Annotated in this window: 22 protein-coding genes and 1 riboswitch; of the genes, 12 read left to right on the top strand and 10 right to left on the bottom strand. The window is 68.7% G+C overall.

The window, feature by feature from the left end; genetic code table 11:
• Positions 1-9: 9 nt before the first annotated feature.
• Complete coding sequence (locus N5I32_RS09655; protein WP_261495260.1) at positions 10-915, bottom strand: DMT family transporter; 906 nt, start codon at positions 913-915, stop codon at positions 10-12.
• A 36-nt stretch (positions 916-951) separates the two neighbouring features.
• Entirely contained in the window at positions 952-1,554 is a 603-nt protein-coding gene (locus N5I32_RS09650; RefSeq protein WP_261495253.1) for a LysE/ArgO family amino acid transporter, read from the bottom strand.
• Between the two features lie 84 nt (positions 1,555-1,638).
• On the opposite strand from N5I32_RS09650, the gene N5I32_RS09645 reads away from it, so the two are divergent.
• The gene (locus tag N5I32_RS09645) at positions 1,639-2,526 is read left to right on the top strand and encodes a LysR family transcriptional regulator ArgP (RefSeq protein WP_261495251.1); all 888 of its coding nucleotides are present in this window, start codon (positions 1,639-1,641) and stop codon (positions 2,524-2,526) included.
• Positions 2,527-2,562: 36 nt separating this feature from the next.
• On the opposite strand, the gene N5I32_RS09640 is transcribed toward N5I32_RS09645, so the two are convergent.
• Positions 2,563-3,306: a YebC/PmpR family DNA-binding transcriptional regulator gene (locus N5I32_RS09640; protein ID WP_261495249.1), complete on the bottom strand. Its 744-nt coding sequence runs from the start codon at positions 3,304-3,306 to the stop codon at positions 2,563-2,565.
• 148 nt (positions 3,307-3,454) lie between these two features.
• Here N5I32_RS09640 and N5I32_RS09635 point away from each other — a divergent pair, with 148 nt between their 5' ends.
• Positions 3,455-5,224 (top strand): SLC13 family permease, encoded by a 1,770-nt coding sequence (locus N5I32_RS09635; protein ID WP_261495247.1) that lies wholly within the window; start codon positions 3,455-3,457, stop codon positions 5,222-5,224.
• A 6-nt stretch (positions 5,225-5,230) separates the two neighbouring features.
• On the opposite strand, the gene N5I32_RS09630 is transcribed toward N5I32_RS09635, so the two are convergent.
• The 3 genes from N5I32_RS09630 to purD form a co-directional block, all read right to left on the bottom strand.
• On the bottom strand, positions 5,231-7,009 hold the full coding sequence (locus N5I32_RS09630) for an SLC13 family permease (protein ID WP_261495245.1): 1,779 nt from the start codon (positions 7,007-7,009) through the stop codon (positions 5,231-5,233).
• A 73-nt stretch (positions 7,010-7,082) separates the two neighbouring features.
• Positions 7,083-7,895, bottom strand: a complete 813-nt coding sequence (locus N5I32_RS09625) for a TIGR00282 family metallophosphoesterase (RefSeq protein WP_261495244.1) — start codon at positions 7,893-7,895, stop codon at positions 7,083-7,085.
• 52 nt (positions 7,896-7,947) lie between these two features.
• A complete protein-coding gene (gene purD, locus N5I32_RS09620; RefSeq protein WP_261495242.1) occupies positions 7,948-9,210 on the bottom strand; it encodes a phosphoribosylamine--glycine ligase in 1,263 nt (420 codons plus the stop codon).
• Positions 9,211-9,275: 65 nt separating this feature from the next.
• Here purD and xseA point away from each other — a divergent pair, with 65 nt between their 5' ends.
• On the top strand, positions 9,276-10,778 hold the full coding sequence (gene xseA, locus N5I32_RS09615) for an exodeoxyribonuclease VII large subunit (protein ID WP_261495241.1): 1,503 nt from the start codon (positions 9,276-9,278) through the stop codon (positions 10,776-10,778).
• 4 nt (positions 10,779-10,782) lie between these two features.
• Here xseA and N5I32_RS09610 read toward each other — a convergent pair whose 3' ends face one another.
• Together N5I32_RS09610 and N5I32_RS09605 are read right to left on the bottom strand one after the other, a co-directional pair.
• Entirely contained in the window at positions 10,783-11,172 is a 390-nt protein-coding gene (locus tag N5I32_RS09610) for a hypothetical protein (protein ID WP_261495240.1), read from the bottom strand.
• Positions 11,173-11,230: 58 nt separating this feature from the next.
• Positions 11,231-12,301 carry an alkane 1-monooxygenase gene (locus N5I32_RS09605; RefSeq protein WP_261495239.1) on the bottom strand — a complete coding sequence of 357 codons (1,071 nt, stop codon included), beginning with the start codon at positions 12,299-12,301 and terminating at the stop codon, positions 11,231-11,233.
• Positions 12,302-12,405: 104 nt separating this feature from the next.
• Between N5I32_RS09605 and ftsY the strand changes: the two genes are divergently transcribed.
• The 4 genes from ftsY (at position 12,406) to N5I32_RS09585 (ending at position 15,869) form a co-directional block, all read left to right on the top strand.
• Positions 12,406-13,572 (top strand): signal recognition particle-docking protein FtsY, encoded by a 1,167-nt coding sequence (gene ftsY, locus N5I32_RS09600; RefSeq protein ID WP_261495238.1) that lies wholly within the window; start codon positions 12,406-12,408, stop codon positions 13,570-13,572.
• Positions 13,573-13,653: 81 nt separating this feature from the next.
• Positions 13,654-14,553 carry an EamA family transporter gene (locus N5I32_RS09595; RefSeq protein ID WP_261495975.1) on the top strand — a complete coding sequence of 300 codons (900 nt, stop codon included), beginning with the start codon at positions 13,654-13,656 and terminating at the stop codon, positions 14,551-14,553.
• Between the two features lie 7 nt (positions 14,554-14,560).
• On the top strand, positions 14,561-15,166 hold the full coding sequence (locus tag N5I32_RS09590) for an inner membrane-spanning protein YciB (protein WP_261495237.1): 606 nt from the start codon (positions 14,561-14,563) through the stop codon (positions 15,164-15,166).
• A gap of 49 nt (positions 15,167-15,215) precedes the next feature.
• Entirely contained in the window at positions 15,216-15,869 is a 654-nt protein-coding gene (locus tag N5I32_RS09585) for an NYN domain-containing protein (protein ID WP_261495236.1), read from the top strand.
• On the opposite strand, the gene N5I32_RS09580 is transcribed toward N5I32_RS09585, so the two are convergent.
• Positions 15,857-16,111 (bottom strand): hypothetical protein, encoded by a 255-nt coding sequence (locus N5I32_RS09580; RefSeq protein WP_261495235.1) that lies wholly within the window; start codon positions 16,109-16,111, stop codon positions 15,857-15,859. The two genes, N5I32_RS09585 and N5I32_RS09580, sit on opposite strands and share 13 nt — an antisense overlap.
• Positions 16,112-16,207: 96 nt before the next feature.
• Positions 16,208-16,286: riboswitch (SAM riboswitch) on the top strand.
• A 44-nt stretch (positions 16,287-16,330) separates the two neighbouring features.
• Between N5I32_RS09580 and metZ the strand changes: the two genes are divergently transcribed.
• The 5 genes from metZ to N5I32_RS09555 all read left to right on the top strand — a co-directional run bounded on the left by metZ (position 16,331) and on the right by N5I32_RS09555 (position 23,297).
• Positions 16,331-17,506, top strand: a complete 1,176-nt coding sequence (metZ, locus tag N5I32_RS09575) for an O-succinylhomoserine sulfhydrylase (protein WP_261495234.1) — start codon at positions 16,331-16,333, stop codon at positions 17,504-17,506.
• Between the two features lie 96 nt (positions 17,507-17,602).
• On the top strand, positions 17,603-18,700 hold the full coding sequence (folE2, locus tag N5I32_RS09570; RefSeq protein ID WP_261495233.1) for a GTP cyclohydrolase FolE2: 1,098 nt from the start codon (positions 17,603-17,605) through the stop codon (positions 18,698-18,700).
• Between the two features lie 69 nt (positions 18,701-18,769).
• Complete coding sequence (locus tag N5I32_RS09565) at positions 18,770-20,218, top strand: TrkH family potassium uptake protein (RefSeq protein ID WP_261495232.1); 1,449 nt, start codon at positions 18,770-18,772, stop codon at positions 20,216-20,218.
• A 50-nt stretch (positions 20,219-20,268) separates the two neighbouring features.
• Positions 20,269-21,717, top strand: coding sequence for a TrkH family potassium uptake protein (locus tag N5I32_RS09560; protein ID WP_261495231.1), 1,449 nt, complete (start codon positions 20,269-20,271; stop codon positions 21,715-21,717).
• Entirely contained in the window at positions 21,717-23,297 is a 1,581-nt protein-coding gene (locus N5I32_RS09555) for a 5-guanidino-2-oxopentanoate decarboxylase (RefSeq protein ID WP_261495230.1), read from the top strand. Before N5I32_RS09560 ends, N5I32_RS09555 begins: the two co-directional genes overlap by 1 nt.
• A 37-nt stretch (positions 23,298-23,334) precedes the next feature.
• Here N5I32_RS09555 and N5I32_RS09550 read toward each other — a convergent pair whose 3' ends face one another.
• Positions 23,335-25,068: a trypsin-like peptidase domain-containing protein gene (locus N5I32_RS09550; RefSeq protein ID WP_261495229.1), complete on the bottom strand. Its 1,734-nt coding sequence runs from the start codon at positions 25,066-25,068 to the stop codon at positions 23,335-23,337.
• Positions 25,069-25,076: the final 8 nt, after the last annotated feature.

The following is a 25,076-nucleotide window of genomic DNA, read 5'->3' as shown; positions in this document are numbered from 1 at the left end:
AACCTCGGGCTAGGGTCGCGCCTCCTCGGGGGCGGGGGGCGTCACGCGGCGGCGCAGACGCGCCTCGCGGAAGGTCATGTAGCTGATGGCGCCGATGATCATGCCGCCCCCGGCAAGAACGAACGGGTCCACCCCTTCGCCGAACGCGAGCGCCCCGAGAAGCGTGGCCCAGACCAGTTGCAGGAAGGTGACCGGCTGTGTCACGGTCAGGGGCGCGGCCGCGAAGGCCCGCGCCATGGCGTAGTGCCCGAAGGTCGCGAAGACCGCGACAATGCTCAGCCAGAACGTCTGCGCGGCCGTCGGCGGAATCCAGACGGCGGCGGCGAATGGGGCCAGGCCCACCGTTACCGTCAGCGACAGGAAGGCGACAAGCGCCGCCGCCGGCACCATCGCCGACAGCCGCTTCGCGATCAGGTAGGACAGGCCGAAGAAGACCGCCGCGCCAAGCTGGGCGACGTGGCCGGGCGCGATCTCCCGCAGGCCGGGCCGGAGCACGACGAGGGCGCCGACAAGCGCCACCGCGATCGCGCTGATCCGGCGCAGGTGAATCCGCTCGCCCAGGAACAGCGCCGCGCCCACCGTGACCACGATCGGGTTCAGGTAGCCGATCGCGGTCACCTCGGCCAGCGGGATGCGCGCCATGGCAAAGAACCAGAGCATCACCGCCAGCGTGTGCAGCGCGCCGCGTCCGGCGACCAGCAGCAGGGCGGCGCGCGGAAGGCCCGCGCGCAGCGCCCCGAGAAGCGACGGCGCCAGAAACAGAAGGCCGAACGCAAAGCGGATGAAGGCGCTTTCGGCGGCCGGAAGGGCGGTGCCCAGATGCCGGACGGTCGCGTTCACGGCCACGAAACTCAGCCCCGAGACGAGCATCCAGCTGATGCCCTGAAGCGGGCGGTTGGCATCCGGGACAGACATGCGCCGACATGACCGCAAAAGGCCGCCCTCCGCAAGTCACCCCGCGGCGAGGCTCCAGGCAATCGACCACATGACCACGGCGATGGCCATGTCGAGCACGCGCCAGGCGCCGGGGCGGGCGAAGACCGGCTGCAGCAGACGCGCGCCATAGGCGAGCGCGAAGAAGAAGGCGAAGGACGCCGTGGCTGCGCCGAGGCCGAAGGCGGTCTGCCGGTCGGGGTACTGCGCCGAGATCGAGCCGAGGAAAACCACAGTGTCGAGCCAGACATGCGGGTTCAGCCAGGTCATGCCGGCGATGGCGAGAAGGGTGGGAAGAAGCGCCGTGCCCGCGTCGCCGCTGGCCCGGAGCGCGCCGCCCCCGCGCAGGGCCTGCCAGGCCGCGCGCGCGCCATAGGCCGCCAGAAACGCGACGCCCCCCCAGAGCAGGACCGGGCCAAGCCAGGGCAGGGCGCGGCTTGCGACCGCAAAGCCAGAGACGCCGAGCGCGATCAGGATCGCATCGGACAGCGCGCAGAACAGCGCCACGGCAAAGACATGCTCGCCCCGCAAGCCCTGCCGCAAGACAAAGGCGTTCTGCGCCCCGATCGCGACGATCAGGCCAAGACCAAGCTGGAATCCGGAAAGATAGGCGAATTGCATGTATTTTCTCCGATTTTCCTTCGCAATACCTGGCAAAGGTGATTTAGTCTAAATCATCATTCTGATGGAGATTAAGTTTTTCTAATGATCGATCCCGTCCAACTCCGGACGCTTGCCACGATCTTGCGGCACGGAAGCTTCGAGGCTGCGGCAGCGGTGATCGGCGTGACACCCTCGGCCGTTTCACAGCGCATCAAGGCGCTGGAGGATCGCATGGGCGCACCCCTTGTGCTGCGGGGCGTGCCTTGCGTGGCCACGCCGCTTGGCGCAAGGCTGGCGCGGCATGCCGAAGATCTGAGCCTGCTGGAGCAGGCGCTTGCCGAGGATGTGGCAGGCTTCGCCCCGGACGCCCCGCCGACGTTGCGCATCGCCGTCAATGCCGACAGCCTGGCGACCTGGTTCCTGCCCGCGCTGTGCAGCATGCCCGGTTCCCTTTTCGACATCGTCGTCGACGATCAGGAACACTCCACCGACTGGCTGAGCCGGGGCGAGGTGCAGGGCGCGGTCACCGGTCAGGCGAAACCTGTGCCGGGGTGCAACGTCTATCCGCTGGGGCGCCAGCGGTTCCTCGCGGCCGCCAGCCCGGCCTATGTCCGCAAGTGGTTCCCGGGCGGGCCGCCGACAGCCGAGGCACTGGCAAGCGCCCCCGCCCTGACCTTCAACCAGAAGGACCGGCTTCAGTCGATCTGGGCGCAGGATCTGGCCGGGCGGCCTGTCGTCCTGCCGACGCACTATCTTCCGTCAAGCCAGGGCTTCGTCGATGCGGCCCTGCTCGGGCTAGGCTGGGGCGTATTCCCCGAAGCGCTGGTGCACGATCCTATCCAGGCGGGACGGCTCGTCTCGCTGCGCCCCGACCGGCCGCTCGACGTTCCGCTTTACTGGCAGGTCGGGCGCATCATGGCCGCAGCCCTCAAACCCCTTACACAGGCGGTCCGCAGGGCTGCCGCAGCTTCTCTGTTGCCTGTGGGCTGATCCGGCGGCGTGCGGGCCCGGTAGTGGTTTCCAGCCTCAGGCGAGTTGCGCCGCCACCTCTTCGGACATGTCGAAGTTGTGCGTCACCGTCTGGACGTCGTCGTCCTCTTCCAGCATGTCGACAAGCCGCATGAGCTTGTTGGCGGTCTCCAGATCGACCTCGGTCCGGCTTTGGGGCTTCCAGATCAGCTTGGATTCGGTCGATTCGCCGAGGATCTTCTCAAGCTTGTCGGAGACCTCGGACAGGTCCTCGACCTTGCAGTAGATCCAGTGGCCGTCCTCGTCGGATTCGACGTCGTCCGCGCCCGCCTCGAGGGCCGCCATCATCACCGTGTCGGCATCGCCCGCCGAGACGGGGTAGGAGATTTCGCCCACCCGGTCGAAGCTGTGGCTGACGGACCCGGTCTGGCCAAGGTTGCCGCCGCATTTGGTGAAATAGCTGCGCACGTTCGACGCGGTGCGGTTGAGGTTGTCGGTCATCGCCTCGACGATGATGGCGATGCCGTTGATCCCGTAGCCCTCATAGCGGATCTCGGTATAGTCCTCGGCGTCGCCGCCGAGCGATTTCTTGATCGCGCGCTCGATCACGTCCTTCGGGCAGGACACCGCCTTGGCCGCCTTGACCGCCAGGCGCAGGCGCGGGTTCTTGTCCGGGTCCGGGTCGCCCATCTTCGCGGCGACGGTGATTTCCTTCGCCAGTTTCGAGAACAGCTTCGAGCGCGCCGCATCCTGCCGCCCCTTGCGGTGCTGGATGTTGGCCCATTTTGAATGGCCGGCCATGACCTTCTCCGTCGGAATTTCGCAGGCGCCTCTATATGTCACGCGCCGGGGGGGCCGCAACCCCGGCGCGACATATCGCGGGGCAGGGGCAAAGCGGGGTTGCCGGCGCCAATGCGGGCGGTTTCAATGGGTGAAGGAGGCCGTCGCCATGACGCGAGAGCAGATCATCCTGTTTTCCCTGTTCGCGCTGGTGTTCGCGGCGCTGATCTCCGGTCGCTGGCGATACGATGCGGTGGCCTTTGCCGCCCTCTTGGCGGCCGTGCTTCTGGGCGTGGTGCCCGCCGCAACCGCCTTCGACGGGTTCGGCCACCCGGCGACGCTGGTGGTCGCCCTCGTGCTTGTGGTTTCGGCCGGGCTGACACGGGCGGGGGCCGTGCTGATGCTGACCCGCCGGTTCATTCGGCCGGGGCGCGCCCTGGGCGCGCATGTCGCCATGATGGGTGCGATCGGCGGGCTCATGTCGGCGTTCATGAACAATGTCGCCGCACTCGCGATCCTGATGCCGGTGGACGTCTCGACCGCGCGGCAGGAGGGTCGCGCGCCTGGGCGGACGCTGATGCCGCTGTCCTTCGCGACCATCCTGGGCGGCATGATCACGCTGATCGGCACGCCGCCCAACATCATCGTCGCCACGATCCGCGGTGATGCGCTGGGCGCACCATTCGCGATGTTCGATTTCGCCCCGGTCGGGGGCATCGTCGCTCTGGCGGGCGTGATGTTCGTCGCGCTTGTCGGCTGGCGGCTCATCCCCCTGAGGGAGGAGCGCGACGCCCGCCCCGACGTCGCCGCCTTCGTCGCAGAACTGGTGGTCTCCGAAGCGGCATCCATTGCCGGTCAACCGCTGTCACGATTGCAGGACGAGGCCGACCGCGTCGGCGCGACGCTTGTGGCCATCGTCCGCGACGGCCGCGCGCGCACCGCGACGCCGGCAGATTTCCAGCTTCGTGCGGGGGATGTCCTGCGCCTTGAGGCGGGGTCGGAGGCGCTGGACAGCCTGCGCGCCGGCCTGAAACTCGACTTCGCGGACAGCCGGCGCAAGCATTACCTAGAGGCGGAACGCGCGGGTCTTGTGCTGGTGCAGGCCGCCGTCCCCGCCGGCGCCCGGATCGCCGGCAAAAGCGCGGAGTCGGTCGGCCTGATCTGGCGCCACGGCACGGCGCTCATGGGCCTGTCGCGGCAGGGGCGCGCGGTCACGGGCCCGCTTCGGAAGGCGGCCGTCCGGGCCGGCGACGTGTTGCTGCTGCTCGCTCCGGCGGACCGGGCAGGGCAGGTGCTGGACTGGCTTGGATGCCTGCCGATGGCCGAAGGCAACCGGACGACGACCCGCCCCGAACACACGTTCGCCGCCATTGCGATCTTCGCTCTGGCGGTGATCGCCGCCAGCATCGGGCTTGTCGATCTGCCGGTCGCCCTGGGGTGCGTCGTCGCCGGCTACGTCGGCTATCGCATCCTTCCGCTGGCCGAGGTCTACGACCATGTCGAATGGCCGGTGATCGTCCTGCTTGGGTCGATGATCCCGCTCGGTGCGGCACTCGAGTCCTCGGGCGGCACGACGCTGATCGCCTCGGCGCTCCTCGACCTCAGCGCTGGGGCCCCGGCATGGGTCGCGGTCGGGCTTCTCATGATCGTCACGATGACGCTTTCGGATGTGCTGAACAACACCGCGACCGCCATCGTCGCGGCGCCGGTGGGCATCGCCATGGCCGATGCGCTGGGCGCCTCGCCCGATCCGTTCCTCATGGCCGTGGCCGTCGCCGCATCCTGCGCCTTCCTGACGCCGATCGGGCACAAGAACAATATGCTGATCCTTGGGCCGGGCCAGTACCGCTTCGGCGACTACTGGCGGATGGGCCTTCCACTCGAGGTGCTGGTCATTGCGACCGGCCTTCCTGCCATCCTCGTCTTCTGGCCGCTCTGAGCGGGCTCAGAAATCGTAGAACAGCGGCACCACAATGGTGCAGACGATGGCGCTGATGACATTCAGCGGCACCCCGAAGCGCACGAAATCGGTGAACCGGTAGCCGCCCGGACCATAGACGAGCGTGTTGGTCTGATACCCGATCGGGGTCGCGAAGGAGGCGGAGGCGCCGATCATCACCGTAACGATCAGCGGGCGCGGGTCTACGCCCATCGTCTGCGCCAGCCCGATCACGACCGGGGTGACGATCACCGCAACCGCGTTGTTCGAAACGATCTCGGTCAGGAACGAGGTGCCGGCATAGACGAGGAAGACCAGCACATAGGGCGGCAACCCTTTCAGCGCCGGCGCCGCCCAGGCAACGATCAGATCGACGGCCCCTGAATTCTCAAGCCCCGCGCCCACGCCCAGCATCCCGAACAGCAGCCCCATCAGGCGCCCGTCGACTGCCGAGAACGCCTCTTCCGCGTCGATGCAGCCGGTCACGAGCACGACCGCGACGCCGACGAAGGCCAGAAGCTGGATCGGCGCGAGATCGAAGGCCGACAGCAGGACGATCCCGGCGAGAACGCCGATCACGACGGGGGCGTGTTTGCGGCGATAGGCGCGCTGCGTCGGGCGGCCGACGTCGACCAGTTCCATGTCGGCGGCAAGCCGGCCGATGTCCTCGGGCGCGCCTTCCAGAAGCAGGGTGTCACCCACCTGAACGATCAGGTCGTCAAGCTGGCGGCCGATGTTCTGGTTCCGCCGGTGCACGGCCAGTGGATAGACGCCGTAGCGACGGCGCAGGCGCATCGACCCAAGCGAGCGGCCGACCATGTGGCAACCCTGGGTGATCAGCACCTCGACCGTCTCGGTCTGCACCGATGACAGCTTGTCGACGATGCGGACCTGCTTGTTCGATTGCAGGCCCAGCACCTCGGACATCGGCGTGCGCAGCACGACCCGGTCCCCGGACTGAAGCCGGACGGCGGACAGATCGCGCCGGAGCGAGGCATCGCCGCGCAACACGTCGACGACCCGGACGCTGCCGCGCTTGAAGATGTCGACCTCGTCCAGCGCCTTGCCCAGAAGTTCCGACTCCTCCGGTACCGCGACCTCGGTGAAGAACTTCATCTTCGACTTGTCGGCCAGAAGGGCCGACATCGAATCGCGCGTCGGCAGCAGGCGCCGCGAAAACAGCGCGAGATAGGCCAGACCGGCCAGCGCCACGCAGAGCCCGAGCGGCGTGATCTCGAAGATGCCGAAATGCTCGATCCCGCTGGCGCGCGCCACGCCATCGACGACGAGGTTGGTCGAGGTGCCGATCATCGTCAGCGTGCCGCCGAGGATCGTCATGTAGCTGAGCGGGATCAGCATCTTCGAGGGCGCGACGGCAAGCTTCTTCGACAGCGTGATGAAGATAGGGATCATCACGATGACAAGGGGCGTATTGTTGAGAAAGGCCGAAAGCCCGGTTGCCAATAGGCCGACGCCCGCAAGCGTGCGGACCGGGTGGCGTTCCACGTTCTGTGTGGCCACGGTGCTCAGCGTTTCAAGCGCGCCTGTGCGCACCAGCGCGCCGACGATGATGAACATGGCCGCGATCGTCCACGGCGCGTTGTTCGACAGAACGCCCGACACCGCCTCGTGCGGCAGGATCCCCAGCACCAGCATCACCGCCGCCCCGCCGATCGCCACCACCTCGACCGGGAAGCTTTCGCGCACGAACATCACCAGCATGGTGGCGAGGATGGCAAGCGCGATGATCGCCTCGGCGGTCTGGGGCAGGTCGAGGTGGAGCATCATTCCTCCCGGTCGGATGAGGCAGAGGCATACAGAAACGGCGTGACCATGCAAGCGCGACGCGGCGCTGGGGTCACGGCGCGGCCGCCTCAAGACGCCCGCCAAGGCGGATCATGCGGATTTTCTGTGCAAGTCCGGTGCGGTCGTCGGTCTCGACGAAGACGCCCGACAGCGTCGCCTCGCCGGCGGCGGGGGTGAAGCGGTCCTTGACCATGCCGGTGACGAAGCGGCGCATGGGTTCGAGCTTTTCCATCCCGATGATGGAATTGTAGTCGCCGCACATGCCCGCATCGCTCAGATAGCCGGTCCCGCCCATGAGAATTTGCGCGTCCCCGGTAGGCACATGGGTGTGGGTGCCGACGACAAGGCTGGCGCGCCCGTCGCACCAGTGGCCCATCCCCATCTTCTCGCTCGTCGCCTCGGCATGGAAATCGACCAGCGCCGCCTGTACCGCCCCGCCCAGCGGATGGGCGCGCAGCGTGGCGTCGATGGCCGAGAACGGATCGTCGAAGGGCTGTTTCATGAAGACGCGGCCCAGCGCCTGCGTGACCAGCACCTTGCGCCCGCCCGGCGCCGCGAAGATCCGCGCGCCCTTCCCCGGTGCAAGCCGCGCATAGTTGAGCGGGCGCAGGATGCGCGGCTCGTTCTCGATGAAGGACAGCATCCCCTTCTGGTCGAAGGCGTGATCGCCCAGCGTCAGGCAATCGGCCCCGGCATCGAGCAAAATGCGCGCATGCTCGGGCGAAAGCCCGGCGCCCGAGGTCGCGTTTTCGCCGTTGACCACGACAAAGTCGAGGCCCCAGTCCGCCCTGAGCGCCTTCAGCCGCCCGGTCACCGCCGCGCGGCCCGCGCGCCCCATCACATCGCCGAGAAAAAGGAGTCTCATGCCCCTTGCCTAAGGCCACGGCCAGCGAAGGGCAAGCGCCGTCGCGGTGGCTCTACAGCGCGCGCCAGCCGATATCGCGGCGGCAGAACCCCTCGGGCCAGTCGATCGCGTCGACCATCGCATAGGCGCGGTCGCGCGCCTCGCGCAGGGACTGACCGCGCGCGGTGACGTTCAGGACGCGCCCGCCGGTGGCAACGATGTGCCCCTCCCGCTCGGCGGTGCCGGCGTGGAAGACCATGCGGAAGCTGTCCTCGGGCAGGGCGTCGAGGCCCCGGATCGCGCTGCCCTTGCGGTAGCTGCCCGGATAGCCATCGGCCGCCATCACCACCGTCAGCGCGTGGTCCGCCGCCCAGTTGACCGATGCCGCAGCCAGCCGGCCCTCGGCGCAGGCGAGCATCAGGTCGAGCGCCTGCGCCCCGAGCCGCATCATCAGCACCTGGCATTCGGGGTCGCCGAAGCGGACGTTGTATTCGACCAGTCGCGGCGCCCCGTCCCGGATCATCAGCCCGGCGTAAAGCACGCCCTGGAACGGCGTCCCGCGCCGGGCCATCTCGGCCACGGTCGGCTTCACGATCTCGTCGAGCGCGCGCCGCGCGATCGCGTCGGAAAGGACCGGGGCAGGGGAATAGGCCCCCATGCCGCCGGTGTTGGGTCCGGTGTCGCCGTCGCCCACCCGCTTGTGGTCCTGCGCGGTGCCCACGGGCAGGACGTCGGTCCCGTCGCAGAGGACGAAGAACGACGCCTCCTCGCCCTCCATGAACTCCTCGATCACCACCTCGGCCCCGGCCGCGCCAAGGCTGCCGCCGAACATGTCGTCCAGCGCGGCGAGCGCCTCGTCCAGGGTCATGGCGACGACCACGCCCTTGCCCGCCGCCAGCCCGTCCGCCTTGACGACGATGGGCGCGCCCATGCGCCGGATGTATTCGGTGGCTGCCGCCTTGTCGGTGAAGCGGGCGTAGGCGGCCGTGGGCGCGCCCGCGGCATCGCAGATCTCCTTGGTGAAGGCCTTCGATGCCTCCAGCCGCGCCGCCGCGGCGGACGGGCCGAAGGTCAGGATGCCCGCCGCGCGCAGCGCATCGGCGACGCCTGCGGCCAAGGGCGCCTCGGGCCCGACGATGACGAAGTCGACCGCGTTCTCCTCGGCGAAGGTGACGACGGTCGGGCCGGAGAGGATGTCGATGTCGGCACAATCGGCGATGGCGGCGATGCCGGCATTGCCGGGCGCCACGATCAGGCGGTCGCATTTCGGGTTCTGCTTTACGGCCCAGGCCAGCGCATGTTCCCGCCCGCCGCCGCCGAGGATGAGGATGTTCATGCGCCCGCTCCCTTGGCCTTCGTCCGCGCGCGTTCTAAGGTGGGGGACCAAAGGATACAAGCGCCATGGACCTTCTCGACGACGACGCCCCGCGCGGCAACCAACCCGAATATACCGTCTCGGAAATCTCGGGCGCGGTGAAACGCGTGATCGAGGGCGAGTTCGCCCATGTCCGGGTGCGCGGAGAGGTTTCGCGCGTGTCGCGCCCGTCGTCTGGGCATCTCTACTTCGACCTGAAGGACGACCGCGCGGTCATCGCGGCGGTCAGCTGGAAGGGGCAGGCGGCGCGCATGACGGTGCGCCCCGAAGAAGGGATGGAGGTCATCGCCATCGGCCGGCTCACCACTTTTCCGGGCCAGTCGAAATACCAGCTGATTGTCGAGGACATCGTGCCGGCGGGTGCCGGCGCGCTGATGGTGATGCTCGAAAAGCGCAAGGCGGCACTGGCGGCCGAGGGGCTGTTCGATGCCGCCCGCAAGAAGCCCATCCCCTTCCTGCCGGAGGTGATCGGCGTCGTCACCTCGCCCTCCGGTGCGGTGATCCGCGACATCCTGCACCGCCTGCGCGACCGTTTCCCGCGCCGCGTCCTGATCTGGCCGGTCGCAGTGCAGGGCGAGAAGTGCGCGCCCGAGGTGGCGGCCGCGATCCAGGGCTTCAACGCGCTGGCACCGGGCGGGCCGGTGCCGCGCCCGGACCTGATCATCGTCGCGCGCGGCGGCGGCTCGATCGAGGATCTCTGGGGCTTCAACGAGGAAATCGTCGTGCGCGCCGCCGCGGCGTCCCGGATCCCGCTGATCTCTGCCGTCGGGCACGAAACCGACACCACGCTGATCGACCACGCCGCCGACCGCCGCGCCCCCACCCCGACGGCGGCCGCGGAGATGGCGGTGCCGGTCCGGATGGAACTGCTGGCCTGGGCTGCGGAACAGGGCGCGCGGCTCACCCGCGCCACCCGGCTGCGGCAGGACCAGAGGGCGCAGCGCCTGGCCGACCTGTCGCGCGCGCTTGGCCGGCCCGAGGCGCTGCTTGATCCCGCGCGGCAGCGGTTCGACAACTGGTCCGACCGGCTGGGCCCGGCGCTGCTGGCGGCCGCGACCCGGAAGCGGGCGGCCTTCAACTCGTCGGCCGCGCGGATGCAGCCCGCGCTCCTGACCGGCTACATCGGGCGCGAGCGGCGGCTGCTTGCGGACCGGGCGGGCCGGCTTTCCCCGGCGCTGGCGCGGCTGGCGCGCGACGCCGGGCGCGAAATTGGCCGCCGCCGGGAAGAGATTGCCCAAATCGGCACCCGCCAGGCCGCCGCGATGCGCCAGAGGTTCGAAACGCTGTCCGAGCGCCTGGCATCGCTGGATCGCATGCGCCTGACGCTTGGCTATACCGAAACGCTCCGGCGTGGCTATGCCGTCGTCAGGGGTGAGGGCGGCGTCCTGACCACGCGCGCGGCCGCCGAAGCCGCCGGGACGTTCGAGATCGAGTTCCAGGACGGCCGCCTGCCGGCCACCTCGGGCGATGCGTCCAAGCCGAAAAAGCCGAAGGGCGATCCGCCGCCGTTCCAGGGCAGCCTGTTCTGAGGACTCAGACCCCCACCCGCGGCCCGCAGGCCATCGGCGCCCGGCTCTGATAGGTCGAGACCAGCGGCTCACCTTCCGGGTCGTCGTCGTCCCACGCCGCCAGACCGCCGCCATGCCGGCGGAAGATCCAGCACGATGGCTCCGGGCTGTCGTCGTAGGTGAAGCAGATCATCTCCCCCTCGGCTTGCCAGTGGCCCTGCTGGCAGATGTCGCCGAAGGTCCAGATCACGCGGCGGCCGGGCATGTACTGCTCGGTCCCGTAGTAGGTGCCGCCGCTCGAATAGGTGATGGTGCGCCCGGTCGTCAGCGCCTCGAACTCTTCGGGCGTAAGCGGCGCCCCCTCTCCCGCAAGGGCAGGGGTCGCGAGCAGCAGAAGGAAAAGCCAGGCGCGCATCTTTCCCCCGCGACGGTTCCGGCCAAGGATGGCACGCAACGCGGGGCAGGGGAAGGCGTCAGGGGCGGACTTGCCCTTCGGGCGGCAGCCGGCGGTCCATGATCCGGCGCCAGAGGCGCGGAAACAGCGCGATGGTCGCCATCACCGGCAGGGAATGCGGCAGGAGCGGCGCCTTCCCGCCGGGCGAAAGCTCCAGTTCGGCAAAGCTGAGGTCCGGCCGCAGGTGGTGGCTGGCGTGGCGGTTGGCGTTCAGAAGGCCAAGCCCGCTGAACCCCTGCGGCGCGTCCCAGCTGTGTTCGGGGCCCACCGGCACCGGCGTGCCGTCCGGCCGGATCGCCCGCCTCAGCCCGTAGTGCTGGACATAGTCCGACAGCAGGATCTGCGATTGCGCATGCGCCGAAAGCGCGATCCAGACCAGCACCCCGGCCAGCCCGAAGATGGCGCCGATCGCGATGAGCACCGCGGCGGCCCCGCCGATGTAGATGGCATAGGGGTTGATCCGCCCCGCCTTGCGGCCCAGCCGCGGCCGCATCAGGAACCGCTCCATCTCATAGCCCGCCCGGAAGGCCCCCGGCCAGGCGCGCAGGGCGAAGGCATAGAAGCTCTCGCCGCGCTCGGCGCTGTTCGGGTCGTCCGGCGTGGCGACGAAGCGGTGATGCACCCTGCGGTGGGCCGAGGTGTGATGGCCGAACAGCATCGAGATGTAGATCCACATGCCCAGCCGGAACAGGCGCCGGTCGCGCCGGTGGATCAGTTCGTGCGCATTGGCGTTGGAGACCTGCCCGAACCACAGCCCGAAGGCGAGGAAGGTCGCAAGCCAGCCCCAGAATCCGCCACCGGGGTTCGTCAGCGACCATAGCGCCAGCGGAATCATCAGGACATGCGCGCCCCCCAGCGCCACCGGCAGCCAGAGCGTCAGCCGCGCGTCCTCCGCCCCGCCCATGATCCCGCGCGGAATGATCTCCGCCTCGTCGAGCAGCAAGATCACGCCCGCCATCCAGGCGAAGGCGGCAAGGCCGAACCAGCCCCCGAAAATCGCCGCGAGGATCAGCAGCACGACCGGAACCGCGCTCGCCGCCCAGAACCGGGCAAGCGGTGTCCGGGCCGAAGGGACGGGTTCTGGCTGCATCGGTCTCACGGTCCTGACATCGCCGGGATTGCGGTTTCGTCCCCCACTCTTCCATCCCGGGGCCAAAAAGACTAGGTGGAGAACAACGAACCACGCGGTGATCCATGGCCTTTTTCCACAAGCTCAAGGAACGGCTTTTCAAATCCTCCTCCCGCCTCGGCGAGGGGCTCGAGGCGGTCGTGGCCGAGGCGCCGGACGAAAGCCCCGAACCCGCGCCCTCCGAACTGCCCGCACCCCCGACAGAAACGCCTGCGCCGACGCCGTCCGAACTGCCGCCGCCACCGGCCGAGGTTCCCACCCCGCCGGCGGAAACCCCGGCCGGGCCGCCGCCCGAACTTCCCGCACCCGGCGTCGCGACGGATGCGCCCCTCGCGACCCGGCCCGGTATCCTCGGCCGCCTCTTCGGCCGCGGCGAAAGCGCGGCTCCCCGCCGGGTACTCGACGACGCGATGCTCGAAAGCCTCGAGGAGGTGCTGATCCAGGCCGACATGGGGGTGGAGACCGCGCTGCGCGTCACCGCGAACCTCGCCGAGGGCCGGATGGGGCGAAGGCTGTCGGTGCCCGAGATCAAGGGCCTTCTGGCGGACGAGGTCGCCCGCATCATGGAGCCCGTCGCCCGCCCGCTGCCGATCTACGCGAAAAAGCCGCAGGTCGTGCTGGTCGTCGGTGTCAACGGATCGGGCAAGACCACGACGATCGGCAAGCTCGCCAGCCAGTTCCGCGCCGCCGGCAAGAAGGTGGTGATCGCCGCGGGCGATACCTTTCGCGCCGCCGCCGTGGAACAGCTCCAGGTCTGGGGTGCGCGCGCGGGCGTCCCCGTGCTGACCGCGCCGGAAGGGTCGGACCCGGCAAGTCTCGCCTTCGACGCCATGGACCAGGCCGAACGGGACGGCGCCGACCTCCTGCTCATCGACACCGCCGGACGGCTCCAGAACCGGCAGGACCTGATGGAGGAGCTTGCCAAGATCGTCCGCGTCATCCGCAAGAAGGATGCTTCCGCCCCGCACAACACGCTTCTCGTCCTCGACGCCACGACGGGGCAGAACGCGCTCAGCCAGGTGGACATCTTCCGCAAGCTCGCCGATGTCTCGGGCCTCGTCATGACCAAGCTCGACGGAACGGCTAAGGGCGGCGTCCTCGTCGCACTTGCCGACCGCTTCGGCCTGCCGATCCACGCGATCGGCGTGGGCGAGCAGATCGACGACCTCGCCCCCTTCGACCCGCAGGATTTCGCCCGAGCGCTCGTCGGGCTCGAGGCGGCCGGCGGCTGAGCTGCCCATGCAACTACCCCCTTCATTCTGGCCCAAGTACTCCGGGGGTCCGGGGGCAGCGCCCCCGGCGCGCGGGTCTTGCTGAGCGACTGGCTGATCTCGCTCGAAGGCACCGGGGCGGGCCACCGCCTGGCCATGGGCCTGGCACTCTGGGCCGCCTTCAGCCACGCGCTCTTCGGGGCGCTCCAGAAGGGGCGGCACGATCCCTGGATCGCACGCGCCGCGATCGACGCCTGCTATTCCGCGATCGCGCTGCCGCTGGCGCTTTTCGTCGTGCCCTGGCCCGAGCCGCACCTCTGGCCGATCCTCGCCGGCGCCTTCGTGATCCACGCGGGCTACAAGACCGCGCAGGCCGCGACCTATGCGCGGGGCGCCTACACGGTCGTCTATCCGGTCGTCCGCGGCACCGCGCCGCTTTTCACCGTCGCGGGCGCCAGCCTGTTCCTGGACGAGCACTTCGCCCCCGGCCAGTGGGCCGGCGTCGCGATCCTGGTCGCCGGGATCTGGGGATTCGCGCTCTACAACCTCCGCACGCTGACCGTGGGGCGCGACACGCTCCTGCCCGCGCTCGCCCTTGCCGTCGTCACCGGGGGCTTCGTCGCGCTCTATTCCACCTACGACGCCTGGGGCATCCGGGCGACCGCCGATCCCTTCACCTTCCTGGCCTGGTTCTTCCTCCTCGACGGGCTCTTCATGCCGGCACTGACGTTCCGCCGCTGGCGGCACCTGCCCGCCGCGGCCGTCCCGGCGCTCTTGCGGCTCGGCCTTCTGGGCGCCGTCGTCGCCTGGGCGAGTTTCGGTGCCTTCATGCTGGCGACAAGGCTCGACAAGGTGGGGGAGGCGGCGGTATTGCGGGAAACCTCCACCGTCTTCGCCGCGCTGATCGGCTGGCTGATGCTGGGGGAACGGGTCGGCCCGCGCAGGTTGGGCCTGATGGTGCTGATCGCGGCCGGGGCCGCGGTGGTGAAACTGGCGGGGTGACGGACGGATGGCGGCGCGCAAGATCAATCCCTGGCTGAAGCTGACGCTCGAACTTGGCCCCGTCCTGGCCTTCTTCGTCGCCTTCACGCGGTTCAAGGACGTCTCGGTCGTCGTCGGCGGGGTCAGCTACGGCGGCTTCATCCTTGCGACCGCGCTCTTCATTCCGCTCATGGTGTTGTCCACGGTGGCGCTCTGGCGCCTGACGGGCCGCATCGCGCCCATGCAGATCGCAACGCTCGTGCTCGTCCTCGTCTTCGGCGGGCTGTCGGTCTGGTTCAACGACGAACGCTTCTTCAAGATGAAGCCGACGATGATCTACCTGCTGTTCGCCGGCGTTCTCGGCTTCGGGCTCCTGCGCGGCCAGTCCTACCTCGCGCTGGTGATGGAGGATGCGCTGCCGATGGAGCGGGCCGGCTGGCTGATCCTGACGCGCCGGCTGGCCGCGTTCTTCGCGGCCCTCGCCGTCCTGAACGAGGTCATCTGGCGCACCATGTCGGACGCGGCCTGGGTCAACTTCAAGACCTTCGGCCTGACCGCCGCGATCTTCGTCTTCTTCATGGCCCAGGGCAGGCTGTTCAAGCGCTACGGCACCGGGGACGGTCCCGAAGCCTGATCCGGCGTCTGCGATTGCAAGGGAACATGGCGCGCGCTAGGTTCGCCGCATGATTGTGCCTGCCGGTTTGTTTGTCGCTTCTCTGGTTGCCCTGATTGCAGCCTTCGTCGTGCCCGGCTGGGCCGACCTGGTGATCCTGGCCGCGCCCTGCACCCTGGCGGCGGCCTACATCCTCTGCCGCCAGTTCCTCGCACGGCCCCGCGAGTTCCTCGCACGGCCCCGCGCGCTTGTGTCGCGGCCCCGGACGCCGCCACCACCACCGCTCGTCATCGACGGGTCGAACGTCATGCACTGGCGCGACAATGTGGCCGACATCGCCGTGGTGCGGGACGTGGTTCTGGCGCTCACGTCGCGCGGATATGCGCCGGGCGTCGCCTTCGACGCCAACGCGGGTTACCTGATCTCGGGCCGGTACATGAACGAACGCGCCTTCAGCGAGATGCTGGGATTGCCCGTCAGCCGCATCCTGGTCGTCGGCAAGGGCACCCCGGCCGACCCCGTGATCCTCTCGGCAGCGCGGGACCTGAGCGCGCGGATCGTCACCAACGACCGCTACCGCGACTGGGCGGCCGATCACCCCGAGGTCGCCACGCCGGGGCACCTTATCCGCGGCGGCTATCGCGATGGCGCGCTCTGGCTCGACCTCGACGGACCGGGCGACACGGCGCCCGCAACCCGACCTGCACCCGCTCAGGCTTCCTGATCGTCGAGCGCGGCCCGGCTGGCGAGGAAGAACCTGAGCGACCAGTAGCAGTCCGCCTCGGTCGCGGCGCGGCAGAGGACGGTCTGCCCGTCCGCCTGCATGCGCCAGACCGACGGGTCGTCGGCCCGGGCATGGATCGCGTAAGTCTCGCCACCGTAGCTGACAGACCCGACCTCGGGGCCGGGGGAGCCCGCCGCGCAGGCCGCGACTGGCAGGAGGACAAGGGCACGAAAAAGGGACATGGCGGCTCCTCAAGCGGTTCGCCGCAGTCTCCCCGATCGGCGCGGAAGGGGCAAGACCCGCCGCTGGCGGTTGACCCTGCCTCCGGATCGCGCTATCGCGCGCTTCGTGGCGATTTGTTCACCGGATTGCGGGCCACGTTAAACAAGCCGCTAAAAAGGTCGGAGGCCTCTGGCCCCCACCCGTCCCGGTGGGGGCTTTTCGTTGCCGGAGGAACGGCCATGACCGAGTGGAAGACGCGAACCAAACTGATCCATGCCGGCGCCCGCCGCAGCCAGTATGGCGAGATGTCCGAGGCGATCTTCCTGACGCAAGGGTTCGTCTACGACAGCGCCGAACAGGCCGAGGCGCGGTTCATCGAGACCGGGCCGGACGAATTCATCTATGCCCGCTACGGCAACCCGACCGTGCGCATGTTCGAGGAACGGATGGCCGCGATCGAGGGGACCGAGGATGCCTTTGCTACTGCCAGCGGGATGGCAGCAGTAAACGGCGCGCTGACCGCCATGCTGAAGGCGGGCGATCATGTCGTCGCGGCGCGGGCGCTGTTCGGGTCGTGCCTTTACGTCCTTGAAATTCTTGGCCGTTTCGGGGTCGAGGTGACGCTGGTCGATGGCACGGACCTCGACCAGTGGCGCGCGGCGGTGCGCGCGGGCACCAAGGCGGTCTTCCTTGAATCCGTCTCCAACCCGACGCTCGAGGTGATCGACGTCCGCTCGGTCGCGGAGATCGCGCACGCCGTGGGCGCCACCGTGATCGTCGATAACGTCTTCGCCACCCCCACCTACTCCAAGGCGGTCGCACTTGGCGCCGATGTCGTCGTCTATTCGGCAACCAAGCATATCGACGGATCGGGCCGCTGCCTTGGCGGGATCGTCTGCGCCAGCAAGCACTACATCCGCAAGGTGCTCGAGCCCTACCTCAAGCACACCGGCGCGGCGCTCAGCCCGTTCAACGCCTGGGTGATGCTGAAGGGACTGGAGACGCTGGACCTGCGGGTGCGCCAGCAGGCCGACAGCGCGCTTCAGATCGCGCGGGCGCTGAAGGGGCACGAGAAGCTTGCCCGCGTGGTGTTCCCCGGGCTCAAGGACCATGCCCAGCATGCGATCGCGATGGAGCAGATGGGTTCGGGCGGCACGGTGGTGACGCTGGAGGTCAGGGACGGGCAGGCGGGCGCGTTCCGCTTCCTCAACGCGCTCGAAATCGTGCTGATCTCCAACAACCTCGGCGACGCGAAGTCGATCATCACCCATCCCGCGACGACCACGCACCAGCGTCTTCCGGCCGAGCAGAAGGCGCTTCTCGGGATCACGCCGGGCCTCGTGCGGCTGTCGGTCGGGCTCGAGGATCCGGAGGACCTGATCGGCGACCTGACCCGTGCGCTCGGCGCGGTCTGAGGTCGCAATATCGTCGCAAGGGTTCGCGTAGGGTTGGACAAGGGCCACCCCGCGCCCACATAATGCGACAGTCCCCTCGGGGCCAGGGAGGTGCCGATGAACTTCGTGGGCGAGATTGACCGCGAGCCGGATCGCGCCGATGCCGAAGAGGCGCTTCGCCTGCTCCGGCGCTGGGCCGAACACGCCGACCCGACCGAGGTTGCCCGGCTTGATCCGGCGATCGCGCGGCTGCTTCCGGGCCGCGAAGTCGGGAACTATCCAGACCTGTCGCGCGTCTACCCCGAGGGCTTCCGGGCGGACGCCGCCTATCGCGCCTCGATGCCCGACCTCCAGAACGGCCCGTCGAGCCTGATCGTCGGCGCTAAGGCGCAGATCCAGCATGTGGGCATTTCCAACTTCCGCCTGCCGATCCGGTTCCACACCCGCGACGGCGGCGACATCACGCTCGAGACTTCCGTCACCGGAACCGTCAGCCTGATCGGCGAGAAGAAGGGCATCAACATGAGCCGCATCATGCGGTCCTTCTATGCCCATGCGGAGCGGACCTTCTCCTTCTCGGTGCTTGAAGCCGTGCTGTCGGACTACAAGACCGACCACGACAGCGTGGATGCCCGCCTGATGATGCGGTTTTCCTTCCCGGCGCGGGTGGAATCTCTGCGCTCCGGCCTGTCCGGCTGGCAGTACTACGACCTCGCCCTCGAACTGATGGAGCGGGAAGGCGCGCGCAAGCGGATCATCCATCTCGACTACGTCTATTCCTCGACCTGTCCGTGCTCGCTCGAACTCAGCGAACATGCCCGGCAGGCGCGGGGCCAACTGGCCACGCCGCATTCGCAACGCTCGGTGGCGCGGATCTCGGCGGTGGAAAGCGGCGGCCGGCGGCTCTGGTACGAGGATCTGATCGACCTGGCGCGCGCGGCCGTGCCGACCGAGACGCAGGTGATGGTCAAGCGCGAGGACGAACAGGCCTTTGCCGAACTGAACGCGGCGAACCCGATCTTCGTCGAGGATGCGGCGCGCAGCTTTGCGGAGCGTCTGCTGGCGGATGAGCGCATCGGTGATTTCCGCGTGGTCGCAAGCCATCAGGAAAGCCTGCATTCGCATGACGCGGTGTCGATCCTGACCGAGGGGCCGACCTTCGTCTCCGAAAGCATCGATCCCCGGCTGTTCGCGACGCTGCACAAGACCGGCTGAGAGTGGCGGCGGGGCAGGCGCCTGCCCGCCCTTGACTTGCCGCGCGCCGCGTTCCAAGCCTCTGCCATCATGATCGACTTGCGCCCCGTTGGATATGTGATCGGCCTCATCGTCTCGGTCCTCGGGGCCACGATGCTGGTTCCGGGCATTGTCGATGCGCTGGCGGGAACCGGCAACGCCGGCGCCTTCTTCGAGGCGGCGCTGATCTCGGTGACCGCCGGCCTGATCACCACCATGGCCTGCCAGAACCGGGCGGGGAGCAGCCTGTCGATCCGGCAGGCGTTTCTCCTGACCATCTGCATCTGGCTTGCCGTGCCGGCCTTCGGCGCCTTGCCCTTCATCATCGGCGCCCCCGAGGTCCGCCTGATCGACGCCTATTTCGAGGCGGTTTCGGGCATCACGACAACCGGGTCGTCCGTCTTCGTCGGCATGGACGACTTGCCGGTCGGGGTCCATCTCTGGCGGGCGATGCTCAACTGGCTGGGCGGCCTCGGGATCGCGTTCATCGCGATGATCTTCCTGCCCGTCATGCGTGTCGGCGGGATGCAGTTCTTCCGCACCGAGGGCTTCGACACCTTCGGCAAAATCCTTCCGCGCGCCACCGACATCGCGGGGCAACTCTTCTTCATCTACCTGAGCCTGACGCTGGCCTGCATGGGAACCTACGCGGCCCTCGGGATGAGCGGCATCGAGTCCGTCGAGCATGCGCTGGCGACGATCGCCACCGGTGGATTTTCCCCCCGCGCGGCCTCTTTCGCGGACTATTCCGCCAGCCTCCACTATGCCGGCGCGCTGTTCATGCTGCTCGGCAGTCTGCCCTACATCCGCTACGTGCAACTGGTGCAGGGCAGCGCACTGCCGCTGTGGCGCGATGCGCAGGTGCGTGGCTATCTGACGTGGGTCGCGTCGGCCGTGATCGCGGTCAGCATCTGGCGGGTCGCGACCTCGGACCAGCCGGCTGAGGCGGCCTTTCGGGAAAGCCTGTTCAACCTCGTCTCGATCATGTCGAGCACCGGTTTCGGCATGGGCACCTTCCCGGTCTGGGGCGGCTTTGCCGTCATCGTCGCGATGTGGCTCGGCATCATCGGCGCCTGCTCGGGGTCGAGTGCGGCCGGGTTGTCGGTGTTCCGCGTCCAGCTGATGTTTGCCGCGCTCAAGCAGCAAATCCAGCGCATCCATGCGCCGCACAGGGTGTCGCCCATCCGCTATCAGGGCCGCAGGGTGGACATGGAGACGATCGACGCGATGGTTCTCTACCTCGGCGCCTACATCCTCGGCTTCGGCGTCATCGCCGTGCTGATCCTGCAAAGCGGGGTGGATTTTGAAAGCGCGGTGTTCGCGTCCTGGACCTCGATCGGCAATATCGGCTACGGGTTCGGCCCCATGGTCCTGCCGACCGGCACCTTCGTCGAGTTTCCCGACGTCTCCAAACTCCTGATGATCCTCGCGATGATCATGGGGCGCCTGTCGCTCCTGTCGGTGTTCGTGGTGATCCTGCCGCGGTTCTGGCGGGACTGAGCGGCAAGGATCGTCTTGACACGGCGCGGCGTCTCGACAAGCTGACACCCATGCCGGACCTGCGCCCCGTCGGATATGTCATCGGCCTTCTGGCTGCGATCTTCGGGGCGACGATGTTCGTCCCGATGGCGACCGACCTCTGGCATGGAAACGACCACTGGCGGGCCTTCCTGCAAAGCGGGCTGATCACCGTCTTCACCGGCGTTGTCATGGCGCTTGCCTGCGCAAGCGGCGTGCGTCCCCGGCTGACGACGCAGGAAACATTCCTGCTGGCGACGGGTGTATGGGCGGTGCTGCCGATCTTCGGGGCGCTGCCGTTCCTGATCGGCGCGACCGACGCGAAGGTGGTCGATGCGATCTTCGAAGCGATGTCGGGCATGACGACGACCGGATCGACGGTCTTCGTCCGGCTGGAGGAGCTGCCGCCGGGGCTGCTGCTCTGGCGGTCGATGCTGCAATGGTTCGGCGGCGTCGGCATCATCGTGGTCGCGATGGTGTTCCTGCCGGAACTGCGCGTCGGCGGCATGCAGATATTCCGCTCGGAGGCGTTCGATACCGGGGGCAAGGTGCTGCCGCGCGCGGCGGCCATCGCGGCCCACATCTCGGTCGTCTACGTCGGGCTGACGGTGCTGTGCCACTTCGCCTACCTTGCGGTCGGCATGGACGGGTTCCAGGCGATCAACCACGCGCTGACGACGCTTTCGACCGGCGGTTTCTCGACCTCGGACGCCTCGTTCGGGGCGTTTCAGGGGGCCCCGGAATACGTCGCCGCGCTGTTCATGGTGCTGGCGAGCCTGCCCTTCGTCCGCTTTGTCCAGGTCATCGCGGGCCAGACCCGGCCGCTACTCCAGGACCGGCAGGTGCGCGGCTTTCTCTGGACCATCGCCATCCTCGTGGCGACGGTCGCGGCCTACAGGGTCCTCGCCAATGGCGACCATTTCGAACACGCGCTGCGCGAGGGGCTTTTCAACGTCACCTCGATCATCACCGGCACCGGCTATGCCAGCGTCGACTACCAGCTCTGGGGCGGCTTTCCGGTCGTTCTTTTCTTCTTCATCGGACTGATCGGCGGATGCGCCGGATCGACCTGCTGCTCGATCAAGATCTTCCGCTACCAGATCCTTCTGGGCGCGGTCGCGCAGCAGGTGCGCCGGCTTCATGCCCCCAACGGCGTCTTTCTGCTGCGTTACGACGGCAGGCCGGTGGACGAGGCGGTCCTGGGCTCGGTCGCGACCTTCTTCGGCGTCTTCGTCCTGACGCTCGGGATTACGGCGGTGCTTCTGGGGATGACCGGGCTCGATTTCGTCACCTCGGTGTCGGGGGCGGCGACGGCGATTGCCAACATCGGCCCCGGCCTTGGCCAGACGATCGGGCCGGCGGGGACATTTGCCCCCTTGAACGACACGGCGAAATGGATACTCACTTTCGCCATGCTGCTCGGCCGGCTGGAACTGCTGGTCGTGCTCGTGCTCTTTCTTCCCCGGTTCTGGAGGGTCTGATGGTCGAACGTCCGTTGGGGGCGCAGCTGTCCCACATGCTGAAATCGCGCGGGGTCGAGGTGATCTTCGGCATTCCCGGCGTGCACAACGTCGAGCTTTACCGGGGCATCGAGGAGGCGGGCCTGCGCCATGTGCTGGCGCGCCACGAACAGGGGGCGGGCTTCATGGCCGACGGCTATGCCCGCGCGACGGGCCGGCCGGGGGTGGCCTATGTCATCACCGGGCCGGGGCTGACGAACATCCTGACGCCGCTTGGCCAGGCCTATTCGGACAGCGTGCCGGTGCTTGCCATTTCCTCGTGCCTGAACCGGGCCGATCTGGGGATCGGGCGGGCACGGCTGCACGAGATGAAGGATCAGGAAGGGGCGGCAGCCACGGTCTGCGACTGGTCGAAGACGGCGATGGACGCGCAAAGCGCCTATCACCTGGTCGACCGCGCCTTTGCCGAGTTCGCCGCCGCGCGCCCGAGGCCGAAGCACATGCAGGTTCCGATCGAGGTTCTGGGCGCGCTCGCGCCCGAATTCGCGCCGCCCCGCGCGCTGCCTGCGCTGCCGGTCGCGCCGGATGTTTCCGCCGTTGCCGCCCGGATCGGGGCAGCGCGGCGGCCGCTTTTCGTCTTCGGCGGCGGTGCGCGCGGCGGCTGGCAGGCGGCGCGGCGCGTGCTGGCAGCCACCGGCGCGGCCAGTATCGTGACCTATGCCGGGCGCGGCATCGTGGCGCCCGGTGACCCGCTCTACCTCGGCAGTTTCTTCGCGCGCCCCGAGGCCGAACGCATCCTCGCGCGGGCCGACCTGATCGTGGCGGTCGGGACCGAGTTGTCCGAGGTCGATGCCTGGCGCCCGCAGGCGCTGCCCGATGTGCCGCTGGTGCGCGTCGACATCGACCCGGCGGAGCTTTGCGACGGCCACGCGGCCGAGATGCCCGTCCTGGGCGATGCCGCGGCCTTCCTCGAGGCGCTGGCGGCGGCCTTGCCCGCCCGCCCGGCCAGCGGCTGGGACGCGGCCGAGATCGCGGCCACGCGCGCCCGCTGGCGCGCCGAGACCGACGCGGAACGCCCCGGCATCGTCCGCATCGCCGATGCACTGCACGCCTGCCTGCCCGCGCGGACGCGGATATTCTCCGACATGACCCAGTTCGCCTATGTCGCGAAGGAGGTCTGGGACATGGCGGAGCCGGGGCTGTGGCACCACCCCTACGGCTTCGGCACGCTGGGCTACGCCATGCCCGCGGCGATCGGCGGCAAGGTGGGCCTTCCCGATGATCCCGTCGTCGCCATCGCCGGGGACTACGGGCTTCAGTACACGATCCAGGAGCTTGGCACGGCGGTCGAGCTTGGCCTGCCGCTGCCGATCCTCGTGTGGGACAACGGCAAGCTGAAGGAGATCGAGGAAAGCATGGTGCGCTCGCAGATCGCGCCCAACGCGGTGGTCGCGCGCAACCCCGACTTCCTGAGGCTGGCCGAAGCCTACGAGGCCCATGCCGTGCGCCCCGACACGCTTTCGGGGCTTCAGGCGGCCGTCACGGCGGCGCTGGCCGCGGACCGCCCGACGCTCATCCACATGACGCCCGACATGGCCTGACGGGGGACCTGAGGGGGGCGGGCTTGCCGCCCGCCGCTCAATTCCAGCAGGACACGAGGACCGTCATGCCCTGGGCAAGGCGCGTCAGGTCCTCGGGGGCCAGCGCCCCCGAACGGTCGGTCGCCGCCGGCGTAATGCCCTGGGCGGAGAGCGCCGCCGCGATGGCGCCGGTTTCGAGTGCATAGCCCACATCCTCGGGCAGGACGCGGCCGTTTTCATCTTCGCGCGGCAGCAGCATGCCGACGACCGACCCGCCCATGTCGAACACCGGCCCCCCCGAATCGCCCGGCAGCGCCCGGAGCGCCAGGCGCGCCAGGTCCTGCTGGCCGTCCAGGCCCTTGCCATCGGCCAGCGTGCCGAAGGTCATCACCGGCTGAGTCAGGGCGTCGCCATAGGAATAGCCCGCCACCGCCACCTCGGAGTTGAGGCGCGGCAGGTCGGCGCGGAAGGCGGCATGGCTCATCGGCAGAAGCGCCTCGCGCGGTTTCAGGATCGCGATGCCGAGCGCCGCGTCCTGATAGGCCACGTCGGCCTCGTGCGTGCCGTCAAGGGTCACGCGGCTGCACTGGTTCAGCACCTCTGATGTGGTCAGGACCGTTCCGGCGCCGTCGATGTAGAAGCCGCTGCGCGAGAGGACCGGCCGGCGCACCTCGACCCCGGCGATCAGGTCTTCGCGCGGTTCGGCCAGCGGTTGGCCCAGGCTGTCGTCCAGCGCCTGCGTGCCCACCGGCTTGAACGTGGCCTTCATCGTCTGGAGAACGCGGGCGGCCTGCTCCGCCTGTGCGGGGTGCCAGACCAGGGTAAAGCCCTTGATCAGACCGCCGTCCAGCCGCGCCTCGGAATACGACGCGACATCGCCATTGGCGCCGGACAGAGTAAAGCGGTTGCGCTCGATCCCGCGTTCGCCCTCCAGCGGAACGATGGTCAGCGTCTGCATCAGGTCATAGAGCGCAAACAGGGAATTCTGGTCGCCCGGCTGGGAAATCAGGAAGACCTGAAAGCCCGAGCCGTCCTTTTCGCCATAGTGGACGAAGGGCGGGTTGTAGCGGTCGAACGCGACAAGGCCGAGCGGCAGGCTGATCTCGATGCCTGCCTCGATCTCCTTCACCGCGGCAAAGCCGAAGGCGGCGAGTTCGGCCTGATAGGCGCCGATCAGTTCGGCCCGCTGGCGCGTGGTCATCACCCCGGTCGCGGGATGGCCGGCCGCCGCCTGCCATTCCGCCATGCTGCGCCGCGTGCCCTGACCGATGGCGCCGTCGATCGCGCCCTCGTAATGGCCCGACCACTGGAGCGCGGTCTGCAGAAGTTCCCTTTCGCCCTGGGTCAGCGCGGCTTCGGAGGCGCGCGCCTCGGCCTGGGTCTCGTCAGGTTCGGGCGCGGTCGCAGGGTCGGGGGTCACCACGGGCGCGGCGGCCTCGATCGCCGGTTCCGGCGTCGGGGTCTCGGCACCGGCGACGGGCCAGTACCGCTGGCGGAACCGCGACCCGTCGGTGACATAGCTGTCGTCCGGGATCAGCCGGTCTGTCTTCAACCGCGTCAGCGCAGCGCCCGCCTCCTCGGCGGAATAGGGGCCAAGCGCCACCGCGTACCATCCTGTCGTCATGGCAAAGCCCGCGACGTTCGGGAAAGCCCCCGCGTAGGCGCGCGCGCGTTCCTCGGCCTCGGCCAGGGTGGAATGTGCCTCGATCTGCACCCAGGTCTCCTGGGCGACGGCGGCACGCGCCGCCATGACCGACAAAGCCAGAACCAAGAACCACAGCGCCTGACGCATTCCCACAA

Source organism: Albidovulum sediminis (assembly GCF_025380365.1).
GTDB lineage: Bacteria > Pseudomonadota > Alphaproteobacteria > Rhodobacterales > Rhodobacteraceae > Albidovulum > Albidovulum sediminis.
This window is presented reverse-complemented; position numbering and strand designations above follow the sequence as displayed.

Coding starts and splice junctions, on each gene's coding strand:
- N5I32_RS09655 (WP_261495260.1), bottom strand. CDS start 915: ATGTCTGTCCCGGATGCCAACCGCCCGCTTCAGGGCATCAGCTGGATG.
- N5I32_RS09650 (WP_261495253.1), bottom strand. CDS start 1,554: ATGCAATTCGCCTATCTTTCCGGATTCCAGCTTGGTCTTGGCCTGATC.
- N5I32_RS09645 (WP_261495251.1), top strand. CDS start 1,639: ATGATCGATCCCGTCCAACTCCGGACGCTTGCCACGATCTTGCGGCAC.
- N5I32_RS09640 (WP_261495249.1), bottom strand. CDS start 3,306: ATGGCCGGCCATTCAAAATGGGCCAACATCCAGCACCGCAAGGGGCGG.
- N5I32_RS09635 (WP_261495247.1), top strand. CDS start 3,455: ATGACGCGAGAGCAGATCATCCTGTTTTCCCTGTTCGCGCTGGTGTTC.
- N5I32_RS09630 (WP_261495245.1), bottom strand. CDS start 7,009: ATGCTCCACCTCGACCTGCCCCAGACCGCCGAGGCGATCATCGCGCTT.
- N5I32_RS09625 (WP_261495244.1), bottom strand. CDS start 7,895: ATGAGACTCCTTTTTCTCGGCGATGTGATGGGGCGCGCGGGCCGCGCG.
- purD (WP_261495242.1), bottom strand. CDS start 9,210: ATGAACATCCTCATCCTCGGCGGCGGCGGGCGGGAACATGCGCTGGCC.
- xseA (WP_261495241.1), top strand. CDS start 9,276: ATGGACCTTCTCGACGACGACGCCCCGCGCGGCAACCAACCCGAATAT.
- N5I32_RS09610 (WP_261495240.1), bottom strand. CDS start 11,172: ATGCGCGCCTGGCTTTTCCTTCTGCTGCTCGCGACCCCTGCCCTTGCG.
- N5I32_RS09605 (WP_261495239.1), bottom strand. CDS start 12,301: ATGCAGCCAGAACCCGTCCCTTCGGCCCGGACACCGCTTGCCCGGTTC.
- ftsY (WP_261495238.1), top strand. CDS start 12,406: ATGGCCTTTTTCCACAAGCTCAAGGAACGGCTTTTCAAATCCTCCTCC.
- N5I32_RS09590 (WP_261495237.1), top strand. CDS start 14,561: ATGGCGGCGCGCAAGATCAATCCCTGGCTGAAGCTGACGCTCGAACTT.
- N5I32_RS09585 (WP_261495236.1), top strand. CDS start 15,216: ATGATTGTGCCTGCCGGTTTGTTTGTCGCTTCTCTGGTTGCCCTGATT.
- N5I32_RS09580 (WP_261495235.1), bottom strand. CDS start 16,111: ATGTCCCTTTTTCGTGCCCTTGTCCTCCTGCCAGTCGCGGCCTGCGCG.
- metZ (WP_261495234.1), top strand. CDS start 16,331: ATGACCGAGTGGAAGACGCGAACCAAACTGATCCATGCCGGCGCCCGC.
- folE2 (WP_261495233.1), top strand. CDS start 17,603: ATGAACTTCGTGGGCGAGATTGACCGCGAGCCGGATCGCGCCGATGCC.
- N5I32_RS09565 (WP_261495232.1), top strand. CDS start 18,770: ATGATCGACTTGCGCCCCGTTGGATATGTGATCGGCCTCATCGTCTCG.
- N5I32_RS09560 (WP_261495231.1), top strand. CDS start 20,269: ATGCCGGACCTGCGCCCCGTCGGATATGTCATCGGCCTTCTGGCTGCG.
- N5I32_RS09555 (WP_261495230.1), top strand. CDS start 21,717: ATGGTCGAACGTCCGTTGGGGGCGCAGCTGTCCCACATGCTGAAATCG.
- N5I32_RS09550 (WP_261495229.1), bottom strand. CDS start 25,068: ATGCGTCAGGCGCTGTGGTTCTTGGTTCTGGCTTTGTCGGTCATGGCG.